17 protein-coding genes and 1 tRNA gene are annotated in these 13834 nt (G+C 61.4%); 6 read left to right on the plus strand and 12 right to left on the minus strand.

The features are described from left to right. Positions 1 to 32 precede the first annotated feature (32 nt). From AC1DNK_RS12525 to AC1DNK_RS12550, 6 genes are all read right to left on the minus strand, one after another. On the minus strand, positions 33 to 962 hold the full coding sequence (locus tag AC1DNK_RS12525) for an electron transfer flavoprotein subunit alpha/FixB family protein (protein WP_477941352.1): 930 nt from the start codon (positions 960 to 962) through the stop codon (positions 33 to 35). Between the two features lie 22 nt (positions 963 to 984). Continuing rightward, positions 985 to 1734: an electron transfer flavoprotein subunit beta/FixA family protein gene (locus tag AC1DNK_RS12530; RefSeq protein ID WP_112386122.1), complete on the minus strand. Its 750-nt coding sequence runs from the start codon at positions 1732 to 1734 to the stop codon at positions 985 to 987. 175 nt (positions 1735 to 1909) lie between these two features. Then, the gene (locus AC1DNK_RS12535) at positions 1910 to 2665 is read right to left on the minus strand and encodes a rhomboid family intramembrane serine protease (RefSeq protein WP_477941353.1); all 756 of its coding nucleotides are present in this window, start codon (positions 2663 to 2665) and stop codon (positions 1910 to 1912) included. A 37-nt stretch (positions 2666 to 2702) separates the two neighbouring features. Beyond that, positions 2703 to 3281, minus strand: coding sequence for a cob(I)yrinic acid a,c-diamide adenosyltransferase (locus tag AC1DNK_RS12540; protein WP_477941354.1), 579 nt, complete (start codon positions 3279 to 3281; stop codon positions 2703 to 2705). 23 nt (positions 3282 to 3304) lie between these two features. After that, entirely contained in the window at positions 3305 to 3508 is a 204-nt protein-coding gene (locus tag AC1DNK_RS12545) for a twin transmembrane helix small protein (protein ID WP_112386119.1), read from the minus strand. 18 nt (positions 3509 to 3526) lie between these two features. Continuing rightward, entirely contained in the window at positions 3527 to 4360 is an 834-nt protein-coding gene (locus AC1DNK_RS12550; RefSeq protein ID WP_477941355.1) for an SDR family oxidoreductase, read from the minus strand. Between the two features lie 76 nt (positions 4361 to 4436). Here AC1DNK_RS12550 and AC1DNK_RS12555 point away from each other — a divergent pair, with 76 nt between their 5' ends. Next, positions 4437 to 5402, plus strand: coding sequence for a YihY/virulence factor BrkB family protein (locus AC1DNK_RS12555; protein ID WP_477941356.1), 966 nt, complete (start codon positions 4437 to 4439; stop codon positions 5400 to 5402). Here the strand turns inward: AC1DNK_RS12555 and gluQRS are convergent. Further along, positions 5367 to 6248: a tRNA glutamyl-Q(34) synthetase GluQRS gene (gluQRS, locus tag AC1DNK_RS12560; RefSeq protein ID WP_477941357.1), complete on the minus strand. Its 882-nt coding sequence runs from the start codon at positions 6246 to 6248 to the stop codon at positions 5367 to 5369. The genes AC1DNK_RS12555 and gluQRS overlap by 36 nt on opposite strands. Between gluQRS and AC1DNK_RS12565 the strand changes: the two genes are divergently transcribed. Beyond that, on the plus strand, positions 6247 to 6933 hold the full coding sequence (locus tag AC1DNK_RS12565; RefSeq protein ID WP_477941358.1) for a DNA-3-methyladenine glycosylase family protein: 687 nt from the start codon (positions 6247 to 6249) through the stop codon (positions 6931 to 6933). The two genes, gluQRS and AC1DNK_RS12565, sit on opposite strands and share 2 nt — an antisense overlap. Positions 6934 to 7044: 111 nt before the next feature. Continuing rightward, the gene (locus tag AC1DNK_RS12570) at positions 7045 to 7602 is read left to right on the plus strand and encodes an HNH endonuclease (protein WP_477941359.1); all 558 of its coding nucleotides are present in this window, start codon (positions 7045 to 7047) and stop codon (positions 7600 to 7602) included. A gap of 15 nt (positions 7603 to 7617) precedes the next feature. On the opposite strand, the gene AC1DNK_RS12575 is transcribed toward AC1DNK_RS12570, so the two are convergent. From AC1DNK_RS12575 to AC1DNK_RS12585, 3 genes are all read right to left on the minus strand, one after another. Then, entirely contained in the window at positions 7618 to 8133 is a 516-nt protein-coding gene (locus AC1DNK_RS12575) for a disulfide bond formation protein B (RefSeq protein WP_112386113.1), read from the minus strand. Between the two features lie 19 nt (positions 8134 to 8152). Continuing rightward, a complete protein-coding gene (locus AC1DNK_RS12580; RefSeq protein WP_477941360.1) occupies positions 8153 to 8749 on the minus strand; it encodes a YqaA family protein in 597 nt (198 codons plus the stop codon). A gap of 127 nt (positions 8750 to 8876) precedes the next feature. Further along, positions 8877 to 10640, minus strand: coding sequence for a cation:proton antiporter domain-containing protein (locus tag AC1DNK_RS12585; protein ID WP_477941362.1), 1764 nt, complete (start codon positions 10638 to 10640; stop codon positions 8877 to 8879). A 239-nt stretch (positions 10641 to 10879) separates the two neighbouring features. Here AC1DNK_RS12585 and AC1DNK_RS12590 point away from each other — a divergent pair, with 239 nt between their 5' ends. Both AC1DNK_RS12590 and AC1DNK_RS12595 read left to right on the plus strand, forming a co-directional pair. Beyond that, entirely contained in the window at positions 10880 to 11089 is a 210-nt protein-coding gene (locus AC1DNK_RS12590) for a hypothetical protein (protein ID WP_112386110.1), read from the plus strand. A gap of 164 nt (positions 11090 to 11253) precedes the next feature. After that, positions 11254 to 11541 (plus strand): hypothetical protein, encoded by a 288-nt coding sequence (locus AC1DNK_RS12595; protein ID WP_112386109.1) that lies wholly within the window; start codon positions 11254 to 11256, stop codon positions 11539 to 11541. 70 nt (positions 11542 to 11611) lie between these two features. On the opposite strand, the gene AC1DNK_RS12600 is transcribed toward AC1DNK_RS12595, so the two are convergent. Both AC1DNK_RS12600 and AC1DNK_RS12605 read right to left on the minus strand, forming a co-directional pair. Further along, a tRNA-Leu gene (locus AC1DNK_RS12600) sits at positions 11612 to 11696 on the minus strand. A 119-nt stretch (positions 11697 to 11815) separates the two neighbouring features. Beyond that, a complete protein-coding gene (locus tag AC1DNK_RS12605) occupies positions 11816 to 13111 on the minus strand; it encodes an MFS transporter (protein ID WP_112517680.1) in 1296 nt (431 codons plus the stop codon). Positions 13112 to 13237: 126 nt separating this feature from the next. Here AC1DNK_RS12605 and AC1DNK_RS12610 point away from each other — a divergent pair, with 126 nt between their 5' ends. After that, entirely contained in the window at positions 13238 to 13825 is a 588-nt protein-coding gene (locus tag AC1DNK_RS12610) for a TetR/AcrR family transcriptional regulator (RefSeq protein WP_477941363.1), read from the plus strand. Positions 13826 to 13834 lie beyond the last annotated feature (9 nt).

A 13834-nucleotide genomic window follows, 5' to 3' on the forward strand; every position in this document is an offset into this window, starting at 1 on the left:
TTCGCAAGTGCGAAAAGCTGGCATGTGCCCGCTCAAAGAGCTTTCTGCAATTCGGGCAGGGCTTCGAAGAGATCAGCGACGAGGCCGTAGTCGGCGACCTGGAAGATCGGTGCCTCCTCGTCCTTGTTGATGGCGACGATGACCTTCGAGTCCTTCATGCCGGCCAGATGCTGGATGGCGCCGGAGATGCCGCAGGCGATGTAGAGCTGCGGGGCGACGACCTTGCCCGTCTGCCCGACCTGCCAGTCGTTCGGAGCGTAACCGGCATCGACGGCAGCGCGCGAGGCGCCGACGGCCGCACCGAGCTTATCGGCAACCGGCAGGATGACCTCCTGAAACTTCTCGGCAGAGCCAAGCGCACGGCCGCCGGAGATGATGATCTTGGCGGAGGTGAGTTCCGGACGGTCGGAGGAGGACAGTGCATCCTTGACGAACGTCGAGAGACCAGCGCCGGAGGCTGCCGAGACCGTCTCGACGGATGCCGAACCGCCGTCAGCGGCCGAGGCGAAGGATGCGGTACGCACCGTGATCACCTTCTTGGCGTCAACAGACTGCACCGTCTGGATGGCATTGCCGGCATAGATCGGCCGCTTGAAGGTGTCGGCGGAGACGACTTCGATGATTTCCGAAATCTGCGCGACATCGAGCAGGGCGGCAACACGCGGCAGGACGTTTTTGCCGGTCGAGGTCGCAGCCGCGATGATCGTGTCGTAGCTGCCAGCGAGCGAGACGATCAGATCGGAGAGCGGCTCGGCCAGATTATGGGCGAGTTCGTCGCTTTCGGCGAGCAGAACCTTGGAAACGCCTGACAGTTTGGCAGCCGCATCGGCAGCCGCCTTGGCGCCCTTGCCGGCTACCAGCACATGAACGTCGCCGCCGATCTTGGAAGCAGCCGTCAGTGCCTTGCCGGTCTGGTCGGAAAGGGTGGCATTGTCGTGGTCAGCCAGAAGAAGAATGGCCATGGATATATTCCTTTCTCGAACCTTAGAGGACGCCGGCTTCGGTCTTGAGCTTCTCGACGAGCTCGGCGACCGACTTGACCTTGACGCCAGCCTTGCGGCCGGAGGGCTCTTCGGTCTTCAGCACCTTGAGGCGCGGCTCGGTGGAGACGCCGAAATCAGCCGGGCTCTTCTTGTCGAGCGGCTTCTTCTTTGCCTTCATGATGTTCGGCAGCGACGCATAGCGCGGCTCGTTGAGGCGGAGATCCGTGGTCACGACAGCCGGAAGCTTGACGTCGATCGTCTGCAGGCCGCCGTCGACTTCGCGGGTCACGGTCGCCTTGCCGTCGCCGATCTCGATCTTCGAGGCGAAGGTCGCCTGGGCCGTGCCGAGCAGGGCTGCCAGCATCTGGCCAGTCTGGTTGCTATCGTCATCGATCGCCTGCTTGCCGACGATCACGAGACCCGGCTGTTCGGCATCGGCGACGCCCTTCAGGATCTTGGCAACGGTGAGCGGCTCGACGGCATCATCGGTCTCGACGAGAATGGCGCGGTCGGCACCCATGGCGAGAGCGGTGCGTAGCGTCTCTTCGGCCTTGGCCGGACCGATCGAGACCACGACCACTTCCTCGGCCTTGCCGGCTTCCTTCAGCCGCAGCGCCTCTTCCACCGAGATCTCGTCGAACGGGTTCATCGACATCTTGACGTTGGCGAGCTCAACACCCGTGCCGTCAGGCTTGACGCGGATCTTCACGTTGTAATCAACCACCCGCTTCACAGGAACGAGAATCTTCATGGGGTCCTTCCTTCAAACTCTTTCGCCAGGAAAATGCGCGTTTCGGCGCTGCTCCGATTGTCGAATGGCGACATGGATACGCGTTTTTCCTCCAAATACAACGCTGGCCAGTCGCAGACAGACAAATTGGAGACCGGAAATATATTACGTTTACGTCAATATTGCGCGTACGCTGTCAGGAGTGGCTGTCTTCGGCTGCGATGGTGCGGCGGATGGCAGGCGTGCTGCGCACTGCGCGCGGCGTGACGATCTCCCGGTCGAAGAGGGGCACATCGCGGCGCTTCAGGAGCAGGACGAGGATGGCGCCTGCGAGGATACCGCCGACATGCGCACCCCAGGAGACGTCGCCATCCGTACTGATGACCAGCATGAAGAACTGCTGGCCGACCCAGAGCAGCAAAGGAATGAAAGCCGGAAGCGGCAAGGGCACACGGAAGAACACCAGAACCCAGACTTTGACGCGCGGGTGCAGCACGAGATAGGCCGCCACGATGCCCGATATGGCACCTGACGCACCGATCAGCGGCGCTTGGGATTCAGTTGCGAGCAGGCCGTGGCAGAGCGCGCCGAATGCGGCACAGGCCAGATAGAAGATGAGAAAGCGCAGATGCCCCATGGCATCTTCGACATTGTCGCCGAAGACCCAAAGGAAGATCATGTTTCCCGCCAGATGCCAAAAACTGCCATGCAGGAAGGCATAGCTGATATAGGTCAGCGGCTCGGGGATCAGTTCCAGCTCAGGCGGCAGGATAGCGTGATCGAAAGCGACGGCCGGGATATATCCGAGGCCGACGGTTGCGGCCTTGGCGATATCAGGAGAGGCAAAGCCGGTGAACAGCCAGATCGCGACATTCGCGGCGATCAGGGCCAGCGTTACCCACTGCACCTTGATATGTTTCAGCGTATTGGCGTCGTGCAGTGGAATGAACATGAAAGCCTGCCCCCGGGCGATCTTCGTTGCCGGGAACCTATCTGTTTTTTCCGGGAACCCAAAGCACATCCGCGCGGCCATGGTCATTCGCATGACGGGCGGCAACGAAGAGGAAATCGGAGAGGCGGTTGACGTATTTCAGCGCCTCCTGGCCGACCGTCTCGCCTTCGGTTCGCGACAGCGCCACCATCAGCCGCTCGGCGCGCCGCGAGATGGTGCGCGCCAGATGCAGATGCGCGGCAGCCGGCGAGCCGGCCGGCAGTACAAAGGATTTCAAAGGTTCTAAATCGGCGTTCAGCCTGTCGATATCAGCTTCCAGACGGGTCACCTGGGCGGCGACAATGCGCAGCGGCTCATAATCGAGCGGCTTGCCGGTGTCGGGGGTCGCAAGATCGGCGCCGAGATCGAAGAGGTCGTTCTGGATGAGCATCAGCATCCGGTCGAGCTCTGGGTGATCGCCGGTGTGGAGTCTGACGACGCCGATCGCGGAATTCGTCTCGTCGATCGTGCCATAGGCTTCGATACGCAGATCGTGCTTCTGCCGCCGGAGGCCGGAGACCAGCGCGGTCGTGCCGTCATCGCCGGTCTTGGTGTAGATCTTGTTGAGCTTGACCACTCGTTCCCCCAGTTCTCAATGCGTCAGGTCGGGCGGCCGCCGCCGGTCAGCCACAGTGTCAGCATGATCAGGATGACGGCGATCGCCTGCAGCAGCACGCGCAGCTGCATCAGCTTGTTCGACAGGTTGGAATCGCCGCCCTTCATCATGTTGAAGAGGCCGCGGATCAGCACCAGCGCGACGAGGCCCATGACGATGATGGCGAGAATGTAAGTGGCCGTGGACATGGCATTCGGCTTTCTTGGTCAGTCGGTCCAGCGCATCAGGCGATAGAAGAGATCTGCAGGCAGCAGTCTCTTCAGCATCATGCCCTGCTTTGCCGGAACCGTTACAGGATAATGTGGCTTCGGATTTTTCGAGTTCAATGCGTCCTTCAGAACCGCATAGACCGCATCCGGTTGAAGTTTATGTCGGCTGACCGGGCCGGTGCCGTCAAGCCGCGCCAGCTGTCGGCGATAATCTGCCGCATGCACGGAGCCGCGGATATCGATGTGCTCGTTGATCTTGGAGAGTGCATTGGCCGTGAAGCGCGAGGCGATAGGGCCGGGCTCGATCAGGCTGACATGGATACCGCTGCCTTGCAGCTCCATGCGCAGCGTGACACTCAGCCCTTCGAGGGCGAATTTCGATGCGGTGTAGGCGCCGCGGTAGCGGTAAGGTACGACGCCGAGGATCGAGGAGCACTGGACGATGCGGCCGCTGCCTTGCTTGCGCATCAGTGGCAGCACGCGGCGTGTCAGTTCATGCCAGCCGAAAAAGTTGCTCTCGAACTGTTCGCGCAGCACATCCGTCGTCAGATCCTCGACGGCGCCCGGCTGGCCATAAGCGCCATTGTTGAAGAGGGCGTCGATGCGGCCACCGGAGACGGCTTCGATCTCACGCATGAAATCGGCGATGGAATCGGTATGGGCATAATCCATGCGGAAGGCTTCTATGCCGTCCGCCTCAAGCGATCCGAGATCTTCCTGCTTGCGTACAGTGGCGAAGACACGCCAGCCGTCAGCCTTGAGAGCGCGTGCGCAATAGGCACCGATCCCGGATGAACATCCGGTAACGATGATGGTGCGCGGCTCTGCCATTCATTGATTCCTGTACAAACTGGGACTCGTTTCCCATATTCGCACCGAGGTTACAATCGCCAGCGCCGGAGATGGAATGCCGAAGATACTGCGTATGCTCTATGAGGTGGTCTATGACGCGATCTGCCATCTCATTGAGGACGACGGCTTCGCCATGGCGAGCCATGTGGCGCTTTCCACCCTGCTTGCCGTCTTTCCGTTCCTGATCTTTGGCACGGCGCTTGCGAACTTCCTCGGCGCCGATCAGTTTTCGATGACGGCGATCCACATCATCTTCGATACCTGGCCGGAAGCGATCGCCAAGCCGCTGGCCGATCAGGTGGTGCAGGTCCTGACTGTGCCGCGCGGCGGGCTGCTCACCATTTCGGTTCTCGCTGCCGCCTACTTCGCCTCGAATGGCGTGGAGGCGCTGCGCATCTCACTTAACCGCGCCTATCGCGTGCAGGAGACGCGGCCGTGGTATTTCACGCGCCTTGCCAGTCTTGGATATGTCCTCGTCGCCGTCATCATCTTTGCGGCCATCAGCATCCTGCTTGTGGCGGTGCCCGTTGGCCTCGACTATGCCCGCGAATGGCTGCTCCACAACGATGCTTTCGAGTGGATACCGCCGACCGTTCGCCAGTGGCTGCCACTTATCGTCGATACGTTGGAGGTGGTCTTCAGCTGGCGTATCTACGGCACGCTGGTGATGCTGACGCTCGGCTTGCTGGTCGTGCATCTCTGGCTTCCGTCCGGGCGCCGCAAGGTGTTCGACGTCATACCGGGCGTGTTGCTGACGCTGCTTCTCTGGCTCGCTGGCGCGCTGATCTTCGCCTATTATCTGGCAACCTTCGCCAATTACACCGCGACCTATGCCGGTCTCGCCTCGGTGATGGTGGTGCTGATCTTCCTTTATATGGTGGGGGTGATCTTCATTATCGGCGCTGAACTGAACGCGGCGCTGCTGAAATTTCGGGTTCGGGCGATCTTCAAGCGCAATTTTCTCAGCGGCAATGGCCACAAGCGCTCAGAGGCCGACAAGCTGCCGGATATCGGCGGCTGAAAGACCCTTTGCCCGTAGTTCGGCAAGCCCGGTATCGCCCTCGCTTTTCGAGAGCTTGCGGCCCGATGGGTCCGTCACGAGGCGGTGGTGGTGATAGGCGGGCTCTGGCAGGCCGAGCAGAACCTGCAGCAGCCGGTGGACCGACGTCGCATGGAAAAGATCGAGCCCGCGCACAACATGGGTGACGCCCTGGAGCGCGTCGTCGAGAGCGACGGAAAGATGGTAGCTGGATGGCGCATCGGAGCGGGAGAGGATGACATCGCCCCAGGCGGCCGGGTCGGCTTCAACGATGCCGCGTTCGCCGTCTCCGGTGTCGGTCCAGCTCAGGTTTGAACCGGCAGCCTCCAGCGCGCGGCGCATGTCTAGCCGCCATGCATGCTTGAGGCCTGCGCTCAGCCTGTCCGCTCGCTCCACCGCGCTCAATTCGCGGTCGTCAGCGGGATAGAGCGGTGAACCATCCGGATCGCGCGGCCATGGCACGCCTGCTGCCTCATGGGATGCGACCTTTGTTTTCACTTCGCCGCGGGTCATGAAGGACGGATAGACGAGGCCGCGGCCGATCAGCTGCTGGAGCGCTGCCTGATACTCGCCGAAATGCTCCGATTGGCAGCGCGCCGGCCTCTCCCATGAAATGCCCAGCCATTCCATGTCGTGGTAGATGCCGGTTTCGAAATCGGGTGTGCAGCGCGTCAGGTCGATGTCTTCGATGCGCAGCAGCAACCGGCCATCAGCTTTCCCGGCCATGTCCTGATTGATCAACGCAGACAGCGCATGGCCAAGATGCAGCGGCCCGTTGGGGCTGGGGGCAAAACGGAAGACGGGTTTTTGACGCTGAGTCGTGGTCATGCTTTCTTCTGCCACGGATTCGAAACCACCGCGAGGCGACGTGCAGATCATTCGAAACGAGGGCGATGTGGAGCAGGGGCTGGCTGAATTGCTGCGGCTCGATCCGCGTCTTTCAGCCGTCGCCGCCGATGCGGGGCCGCTGCCCTTGCGGCTGCGCGAGCCGGGTTTTGCCGGACTTGCCCATATCATCGTCTCGCAGATGGTCTCACGCGCAAGTGCCGAAGCGATCTGGCGGCGAATGCTGCCTGCCGATGGCAAGCTGACGGCCGAGAGCTACGTGATGCTGCATGAGGAGGCGTGGCAGGAGTTCGGGCTCTCCCGTGCCAAGGCCTCGACGCTGTCAGGGATCGCGACCGCGGTCGCAGCCGGACATCTTGATCTGACCGCACTTTCGGTGCTGCCACCAGACGAGGCGCTGCATGCGTTGACGGCGCTGAAGGGCGTCGGTCCCTGGACGGCAGAGGTCTATCTGATGTTCTGCTGCGGCCATGCCGATATTTTTCCATCCGGCGACGTTGCGCTGCAGAATGCGGTCGCCGCGGCATTCGGTCTCGCCGAACGGCCGCAGGCCAAGGCGCTGGCGGCAATGGCGGAAGTCTGGGCACCGTGGAGATCCGTGGCCGCAAGGCTTTTCTGGGCGTATTATGCGCAAAAACTCGGCCGCGGGCTGGTGCCGGTCGCCTGATCGGCAACACTCATCGAATTGCCGTTATTGACTGAATTTATTGGACTTCACAAGGCTGTCACAACCGGCCTAATATAAGGATGCAGATGCCGAATCGATCAGGAGAGTCCCTTGACGATTGCAGTCTCCCCCCAGGCCCTGCCGGCGCTCGTTCTGAACGCTGACTACAGGCCTTTGAGTTATTATCCCTTGTCGCTCTGGTCCTGGCAGGACGCGATCAAGGCGGTCTTCCTTGACCGTGTGAATATCATCGCAGAGTACGAACACTCGGTTTCTTCGCCGAGCTTTTCGATGCGGCTACCCAGCGTCGTTTGCCTCAAGACCTATGTTCAGCCATCGCGCAATCCCGCATTCACGCGCTTCAACGTGTTCCTTCGGGACAAGTTCGAATGCCAGTATTGCGGCGATCACAACGACCTGACCTTCGACCATGTCATCCCGCGCGCCCATGGCGGCGAGACGACCTGGGAGAATGTCGTGGCGGCCTGCTCTCCCTGCAATCTCAGGAAGGGCAGCAAGCTACCGAAGCAGGCAGGCATGTTTCCGCATCAGAAGCCGTACCAGCCGACGGTGCAGGATCTGCACAATAACGGCCGCCTTTTCCCGCCGAACTATCTGCACGACAGCTGGCTCGATTATCTCTACTGGGATACCGAACTGCAGCCGTAACGGCAGACGCCTTTGTCAGGCCGACTTGCGGACGCCGATAAAGGCAAAGGCCGCGAGCACGAGGCTTGCAATCACGTTCCAGCCCGCAAAGGACAGGCCGAGCACGCGCAAAGCCGCGTCCGTGCAGGATGGTCCCTTGATGGTGTTGAGTTCGGTCAGCAGATCGCCGGCATTCTGCGTCATGCTGCCTGCCGTCGTCGAGCAGGTCGTGGGGCCGGCCCAGAAGTGCCATTCGACGCCCGAGTGATATACGCCCATGCCGGCGCCGACGACCATCAGGGCGCCGGCTGCAAGGAGGAGCGCACGCGACATCCAGTTCGGGAGGCCGAAGAGCGAACCGACCGCGCCAAGGAGCGCGATCGGAATGGCGTAATAATAGGGCTGGCGCTGCATCAGGCAGAGCGCGCAGGGGATGTAGCCGCCGATATACTGGAAGCCGAGCGCAGTGCCGACCACGACCGCCATGGCGACGGCGAGGACCAGCGAATAGATGAAGACCGGACGGCTGACGGATGGGGCAATGGCAGTCATGGCGGGGCTCCGCGGAGTTTCAGTGGGCAATGAGCTTGTAGGCAACGCCGAGGGCGATCAGCACCACAGCCGCGATGGCGGCGAGCTGGCCGAGACGCTTCTCGATGAAGTGCCGGATCGGCTCGCCGTATCGGCGAAGCAGCCAGGCGAGGAAGAAGAAGCGGGCGCCGCGGGCGACGATCGCCGAGATGACGAAGAAGCCGAGGTTCATGTGGATGACGCCGGCGAGAATGGTGACGATCTTGATCGGCGGCAGGTGCGCCAGACCCGATGTCACCAGAAGCAGCAGCAGGATTTCCCACTCGTCATGGATATAGACCCTGAGCTGCTCGAAGGCTTCGAGCTTGCCGTAGAATTCCAGGACAGGACGGGCGAGCGCATCATAGGCGTAATAGCCGAGCGCCCAGCCGGCGATGCCGCCGAGGACTGAGGCGACCGTTGCCACCAACGCGTAGCGATAGGCGCGTTCCGGCTTGGCAAGCGCCATCGGAAGATAAAGGACATCGGCCGGAACGAGAAAGACGGAGCTTTCGACGAAGGCGATAACGGCGAGCCAGACTTCGGCCGACTTGCGGGCGGCGAGAGACATGGTCCAGTCGTAAAGTCTGCGGAGCATTCCATTCCTTTCGTGCTGCGGTGCAAGAGCATTAGGCGGCGGGTCAGGCGCTGTAAATGCTCACTGTGGCAATGATAGTGGCGCCGGCGGTGAAATTTTTCGTGATCCGGCGGCGGATGACCGTGTTTCAGGTTTCGGCCGAAGGCTCGCGCGGTTCGGGATGGGCGGCGCGTTTGGCGCGCATCACGTTCATTTCCGTGCGTTCGCGCGCCATATCGCTGACCGCTGCCCTCAAAGCCGGGTGGCGTGCCGTGAACATGTTGAAGTCGCGGCGTTCCAGAACCAGGAACTGGCAGAAATCGATGGCGATGACATCGGCCGTGCGGCGCCCGCCCGAGAGCAGCGCCATCTCGCCGAAGAACGAGCCCGGCTCGAGCCGGACCGGCCCGCCATTGACGCGCACCTCGACAGCGCCCGAAGAGATAAAGTACATGCCGTCGCCACGATCGCCCTTGCGGACCACGCGTTCGCCGGGGAGCGCCGATTTCGGCCGGAAGAGCAGCAGCAGCTCTTCCTGCGAATGCTCGTCGACCTCCGCAAACATCGGGAAGGTCTCGACCAGCTTCTGCATTTCCAGCTGATGTTCGCGTTCGCGTTCCTCGCCAAGCAGGCGGTTCTTCTCGAGCTCGCGTCCCAGCACGTCGAGGCGCTTGCGGCCATAGCCGTCGTAGAGATGCGGCCACTTCCTGTGGACGCGCTTGTGCGCGACCTCGGCTGCGAGGCAGACCAGCGGATTGAGCGTGATCGACAGAATGGCGGCTGCGAGGATGAGATCTTGGCCCTCCTTCGGCATGAGGCCGAGCGAGACGCCGAGGCTTGCCAGGATGAAGGAGAATTCGCCGATCTGCGCCAGACCGCCCGCCACTGTCAGGCCCATGCCGACAGGGAAGCGCAACAGCATGACGATACCGAAGGAAATGATCCCCTTGCCGATGATGATCAGCGCCAGCGCACCGAAGACCGCCATCGGCTCCTGCAGCAGGATCGACGGATTGAAAAGCATGCCGACCGAAACGAAGAACAGCACCGAAAAGGCATTCTGCAGCGGCAGCGAATCCGCGGCGGCGCGGTGGCTGAGGTTGGACTCGCTCATGACGACGCCGGCGAAGAAGGCGCCGAGCGCGAAGGAAACGCCGAAGATCGCCGCCGAGCCGAAGGCGATGCCGAGCGCGATCGCCAGAACCGTCAGGGTGAAGAGCTCTCGCGAGCCGGTGCGGGCCACGAGGGTCAGAAGCCAGGGTACGACCTTGGGGCCGAGCACGACGGCCATGATGGCGAAGGCGGCGACTTTCACCAACGTCAGTGCGATCGTCAGCGGCAGGGGCAGGCCCGCGCCATGAGCGACTGCATCGCTCGCGTGGCCGCCCAGCAACTCGGCGAGCGCAGGAAGCAGGACGAGCGCCAGCACCATTGCCAGATCTTCGACGATCAGCCAGCCGATCGCGACGCGGCCGCTGGCCGTGTTGATGAGATTTCGCTCTTCCAGGGCTTTCAGAAGCACGACGGTACTGGCGACCGAGAGGCTGAGGCCGAAAACGATCCCGGCTCCCAGGCTCCAGCCCCAATAGGTGCAGAGCGCCACGCCAAGCAGTGTCGCAAGCAGGATCTGGATGATGGCGCCTGGAACCGCCACGCCGCGCACGGCCAGAAGGTCGCTCGCCGAAAAATGCAGGCCGACGCCGAACATCAGCAGGATGACGCCCATTTCTGCAAGCTGGCTTGCCAGTCCTGTGTCGGCGACGAAGCCGGGCGTGAATGGCCCCATCAGGATCCCGGCCATCAGATATCCGACCAGCGGCGGCAGCCGCAGCCGGTCGGCGACATAGCCGAGCACCGCCGCAAAGACGAAGCTTACGGCGACTGTTGCGATAAGGCCTGCTTCCTGATGCACGTCGTCCCCTTGCCGTTCGTTGCGGCGCCACTTTGAACGAAGGGCAAGCAAAATTAAACACTTGATTTGAACGGTAGCACGGCGGCTCGCAGGAATTTTGGCAGGAGATGTGCCTGCGCAGTATCTGGAATGAGACCTCGCGCAAGCATTCCGTCAAGGTTGCAACAGCCTGAAGCCAGTTTCGGCGCTCAATATGAGCTCGCACTAAAACAGTCGATGCCATCTCATTGGAGAATTCCATGCGAGAATTAGGAACTGTTGCGGCGGCCGCCAGCCACTACTGCGATGATACTGTCGAATTCGGCTATGTCAGGGAGGTCTTTCTCGAGGATGAGGCCTGCTGGGGCGTCTTCGACGCCGACGGTGATGTCATCTTCGTTGGTGATGATCTCGATGAATGCCGCTCCTTCGCTGCGAAGGAAGAGATACGGATACAGCTGATCCACTAGGAACGGCATTCGGCAGGGTCCTTGCCGCTGGCCTGTTATGAGGCGGTGGTAACCGAATTGCCGCGTAATTTTGCAAAAAATACGAATCCGGCCGCTTTTTTGAGGGTGTTCGCCAAATATGTGCTAAGGGCCCCTCAGAAACTTAAAACAGGCCTTTTACAATTATGATCGAACTTACCCCCGCCCTCATCTCTGCGCTGAAGCTTGCCAAGGACGGCGACCTTCATCCCCAGGCCACGAACAAGTGGACTCATGAGAACGCCACCGTGACCTACGCAAAGAACGACCGGTGGAAAGAGCGTCCGCAGAAGATCAAGTCCGTGACGCCCAAGTCGATCGAAGAACTGAGCGGATCCGGCCTCATCGAGCGCCGCAACCTCGACACCGACGCCGCCAAGGATGTCTACGGCATCACCATGGCCGGCAAGATGTGGCTGCTGAAGAACAAGTAGACGCAGACGGTTCGGCAGGCTTCGCAGGCACGCTAGGGGACGCAGCTCTAAGGGCTGCTTTTCCGGGAGGTGGTGCCCCATGCCGGAGTCGAACCAGCACTTCTTTCGAAACTCGATTTTGAGTCGAGCGCGTCTACCAATTCCGCCAATGGGGCAACGGATACCGACGGGCGGGTGTCTAACATGCGATTGCCCGCGCATGCAAGACGGCGGGCGGGGTTATCCGGCTGATTTGATATGGCTTCCGGCGCAAATGCGCCGGAAGCCATTTTCGTTAGTGGGCGACGGCGGATCCGGCGCTGCCAAGGCCCGGCTTCTTCAGTGTGATCGCCAGGATCGAGGCGAGCAGGCAGAAGGCGCCGGCGATGAAGAAGGCCGGAAGATAGCTCTGAAGCTCGGTGCGCGACAGGCCGGCGCCGTAGGCGGCGGTTGCTGCGCCCAGCTGATGGCCCGCGAAGACCCAGCCGAAGACCAGGCCGACCTTCTCCTTGCCGAAGCGATCGGCGGCTATCTTGACGGTCGGCGGCACCGTGGCGATCCAGTCGAGACCGTAGAAGACAGCGAAGATCGACAGGCCATAGAAGGTGAAGTTGCTGAAGGGCAGGAAGAGCAGCGAGAGGCCGCGCAGGCCATAATACCAGAAGAGCAGCCAACGATTATCGAAACGGTCGGAGAGCCAGCCGGAACCGATCGTGCCGAAGAAGTCGAAGATGCCCATGACAGCCAGAACGCTGGCGGCTGCGACCGGGAGGATGCCGAAATCGCCGCAAAGCGTGACGAAATGCGTCTGGATCAGGCCGTTGGTACTGAGGCCGCAGATGAAGAAAGTGGCAAACAGGATCCAGAAGGTCGAGGTTCCCGAAATCTCCTTGAGGACGACAAGCGGCATCTTCAGAGCGTCGATCAGCGTGCCGCGGGCGGGCGCCGCCGTCACGTGTGCCTCGCCGACCGATGGCAGGTTCAGATCCGATGGGCGGTCGCGCATGAAGAGAAGGACGACAAGGGCGGCGACCATGATCATGGCGCAGACAAAGAAGACCGTCGAGCGCCAGCCGAAGCGCTCGGTCAGTTCCGCCATCAGCGGCAGGAAGACGAGCTGGCCGGTGGCTGAGCTCGCCGAGAGCATGCCGACGACGAGGCCGCGATGCTTGGTGAACCAGCGGGCCGAGACGGTTGCGGCAAGGACCATGGCCGTCAGGCCGGTGCCGAAACCGACGACGATGCCCCAGAGCACCAGAAGTTGCCAGAGCGAGGTCATGAACAGCGAGCCGATAAAGCCTGCGCCGATCAGGCCGAGGGCAAAGACGATGACCTTGCGGACGCCGAAGTAATTCATGAAGGCGGCGGCGAACGGACCCATCAGGCCGAAGAGGATGAGGCGGATCGCCAGGGCAGAAGAAATCTGCGAGGTCTCCCAGCCGAATTCATCCTGTAACGGCTTGATGAGAACGCCGGGTGCGCCCATGGCGCCTGCCGTCACCAGCATGGTCAGGAAGGTAGCGGCGACGATGATCCATCCATAGTGAATGTTTCGCCGGGCGAGGGTAGAGGCTAGCGCTGTGGATACCATGGGGCGTGTTCCATTTATGGAGCTGATCAATACATCACCGATTTAGATGATGATCATCATATTTGTTGCGTATTGATGATCGGCATCATATAAATTGTCAAGCGACCAATTTCAGGAATTGTTTTGATGCGTGTCAGCCGCGAAAAATTTGCCGAAAACCGTGAGAAGATCATCCAGGCGGCGGGTGTGATGTTTCGCGAGAACGGCTTCGATGGCGTTGGTGTTGCCGACATCATGAAGGCCTGCGGGCTGACGCATGGCGGTTTCTACGGCCACTTTCAGTCGAAGGACGAATTGCAGATCGAGGTCAGCCGGGCGCTGGTCGCGCGGGTTGAAGTGCGCTGGAAGGAGCTGATCGCGCAGTCTCCTGATCGGCCGCTGGAGGCGCTTATCGAGCACTATGTCTCCTGGCGGGCCGTCGATGATCCCGGCAACAGCTGCGTCTTCGTCTCGCTGATGGACGAGGTCGGGCGAAGCACTGGCGCGGTACGCGAAATTTTCAACGATGGCTTCGAGAAGCTTGCGGCAATCCTGGCTGAAGTCGTCCCCGGCGACACGCCAGAAGAACGGCGCAAGAACGGCTTTACCACGCTGTCGTCGATGATGGGGGCGGTCAGCCTGGCGCGGGCCGTCCAGAGCCGCGAACTGGCGGCGCAATTCCTCTCGTCGATGCGTGAGAGGTTGGCGCCGAAATCGGCGCCGCTCAAGGTTTGAGACGGCGCC

This window comes from Rhizobium sp. 01N424 (assembly GCF_056399485.1).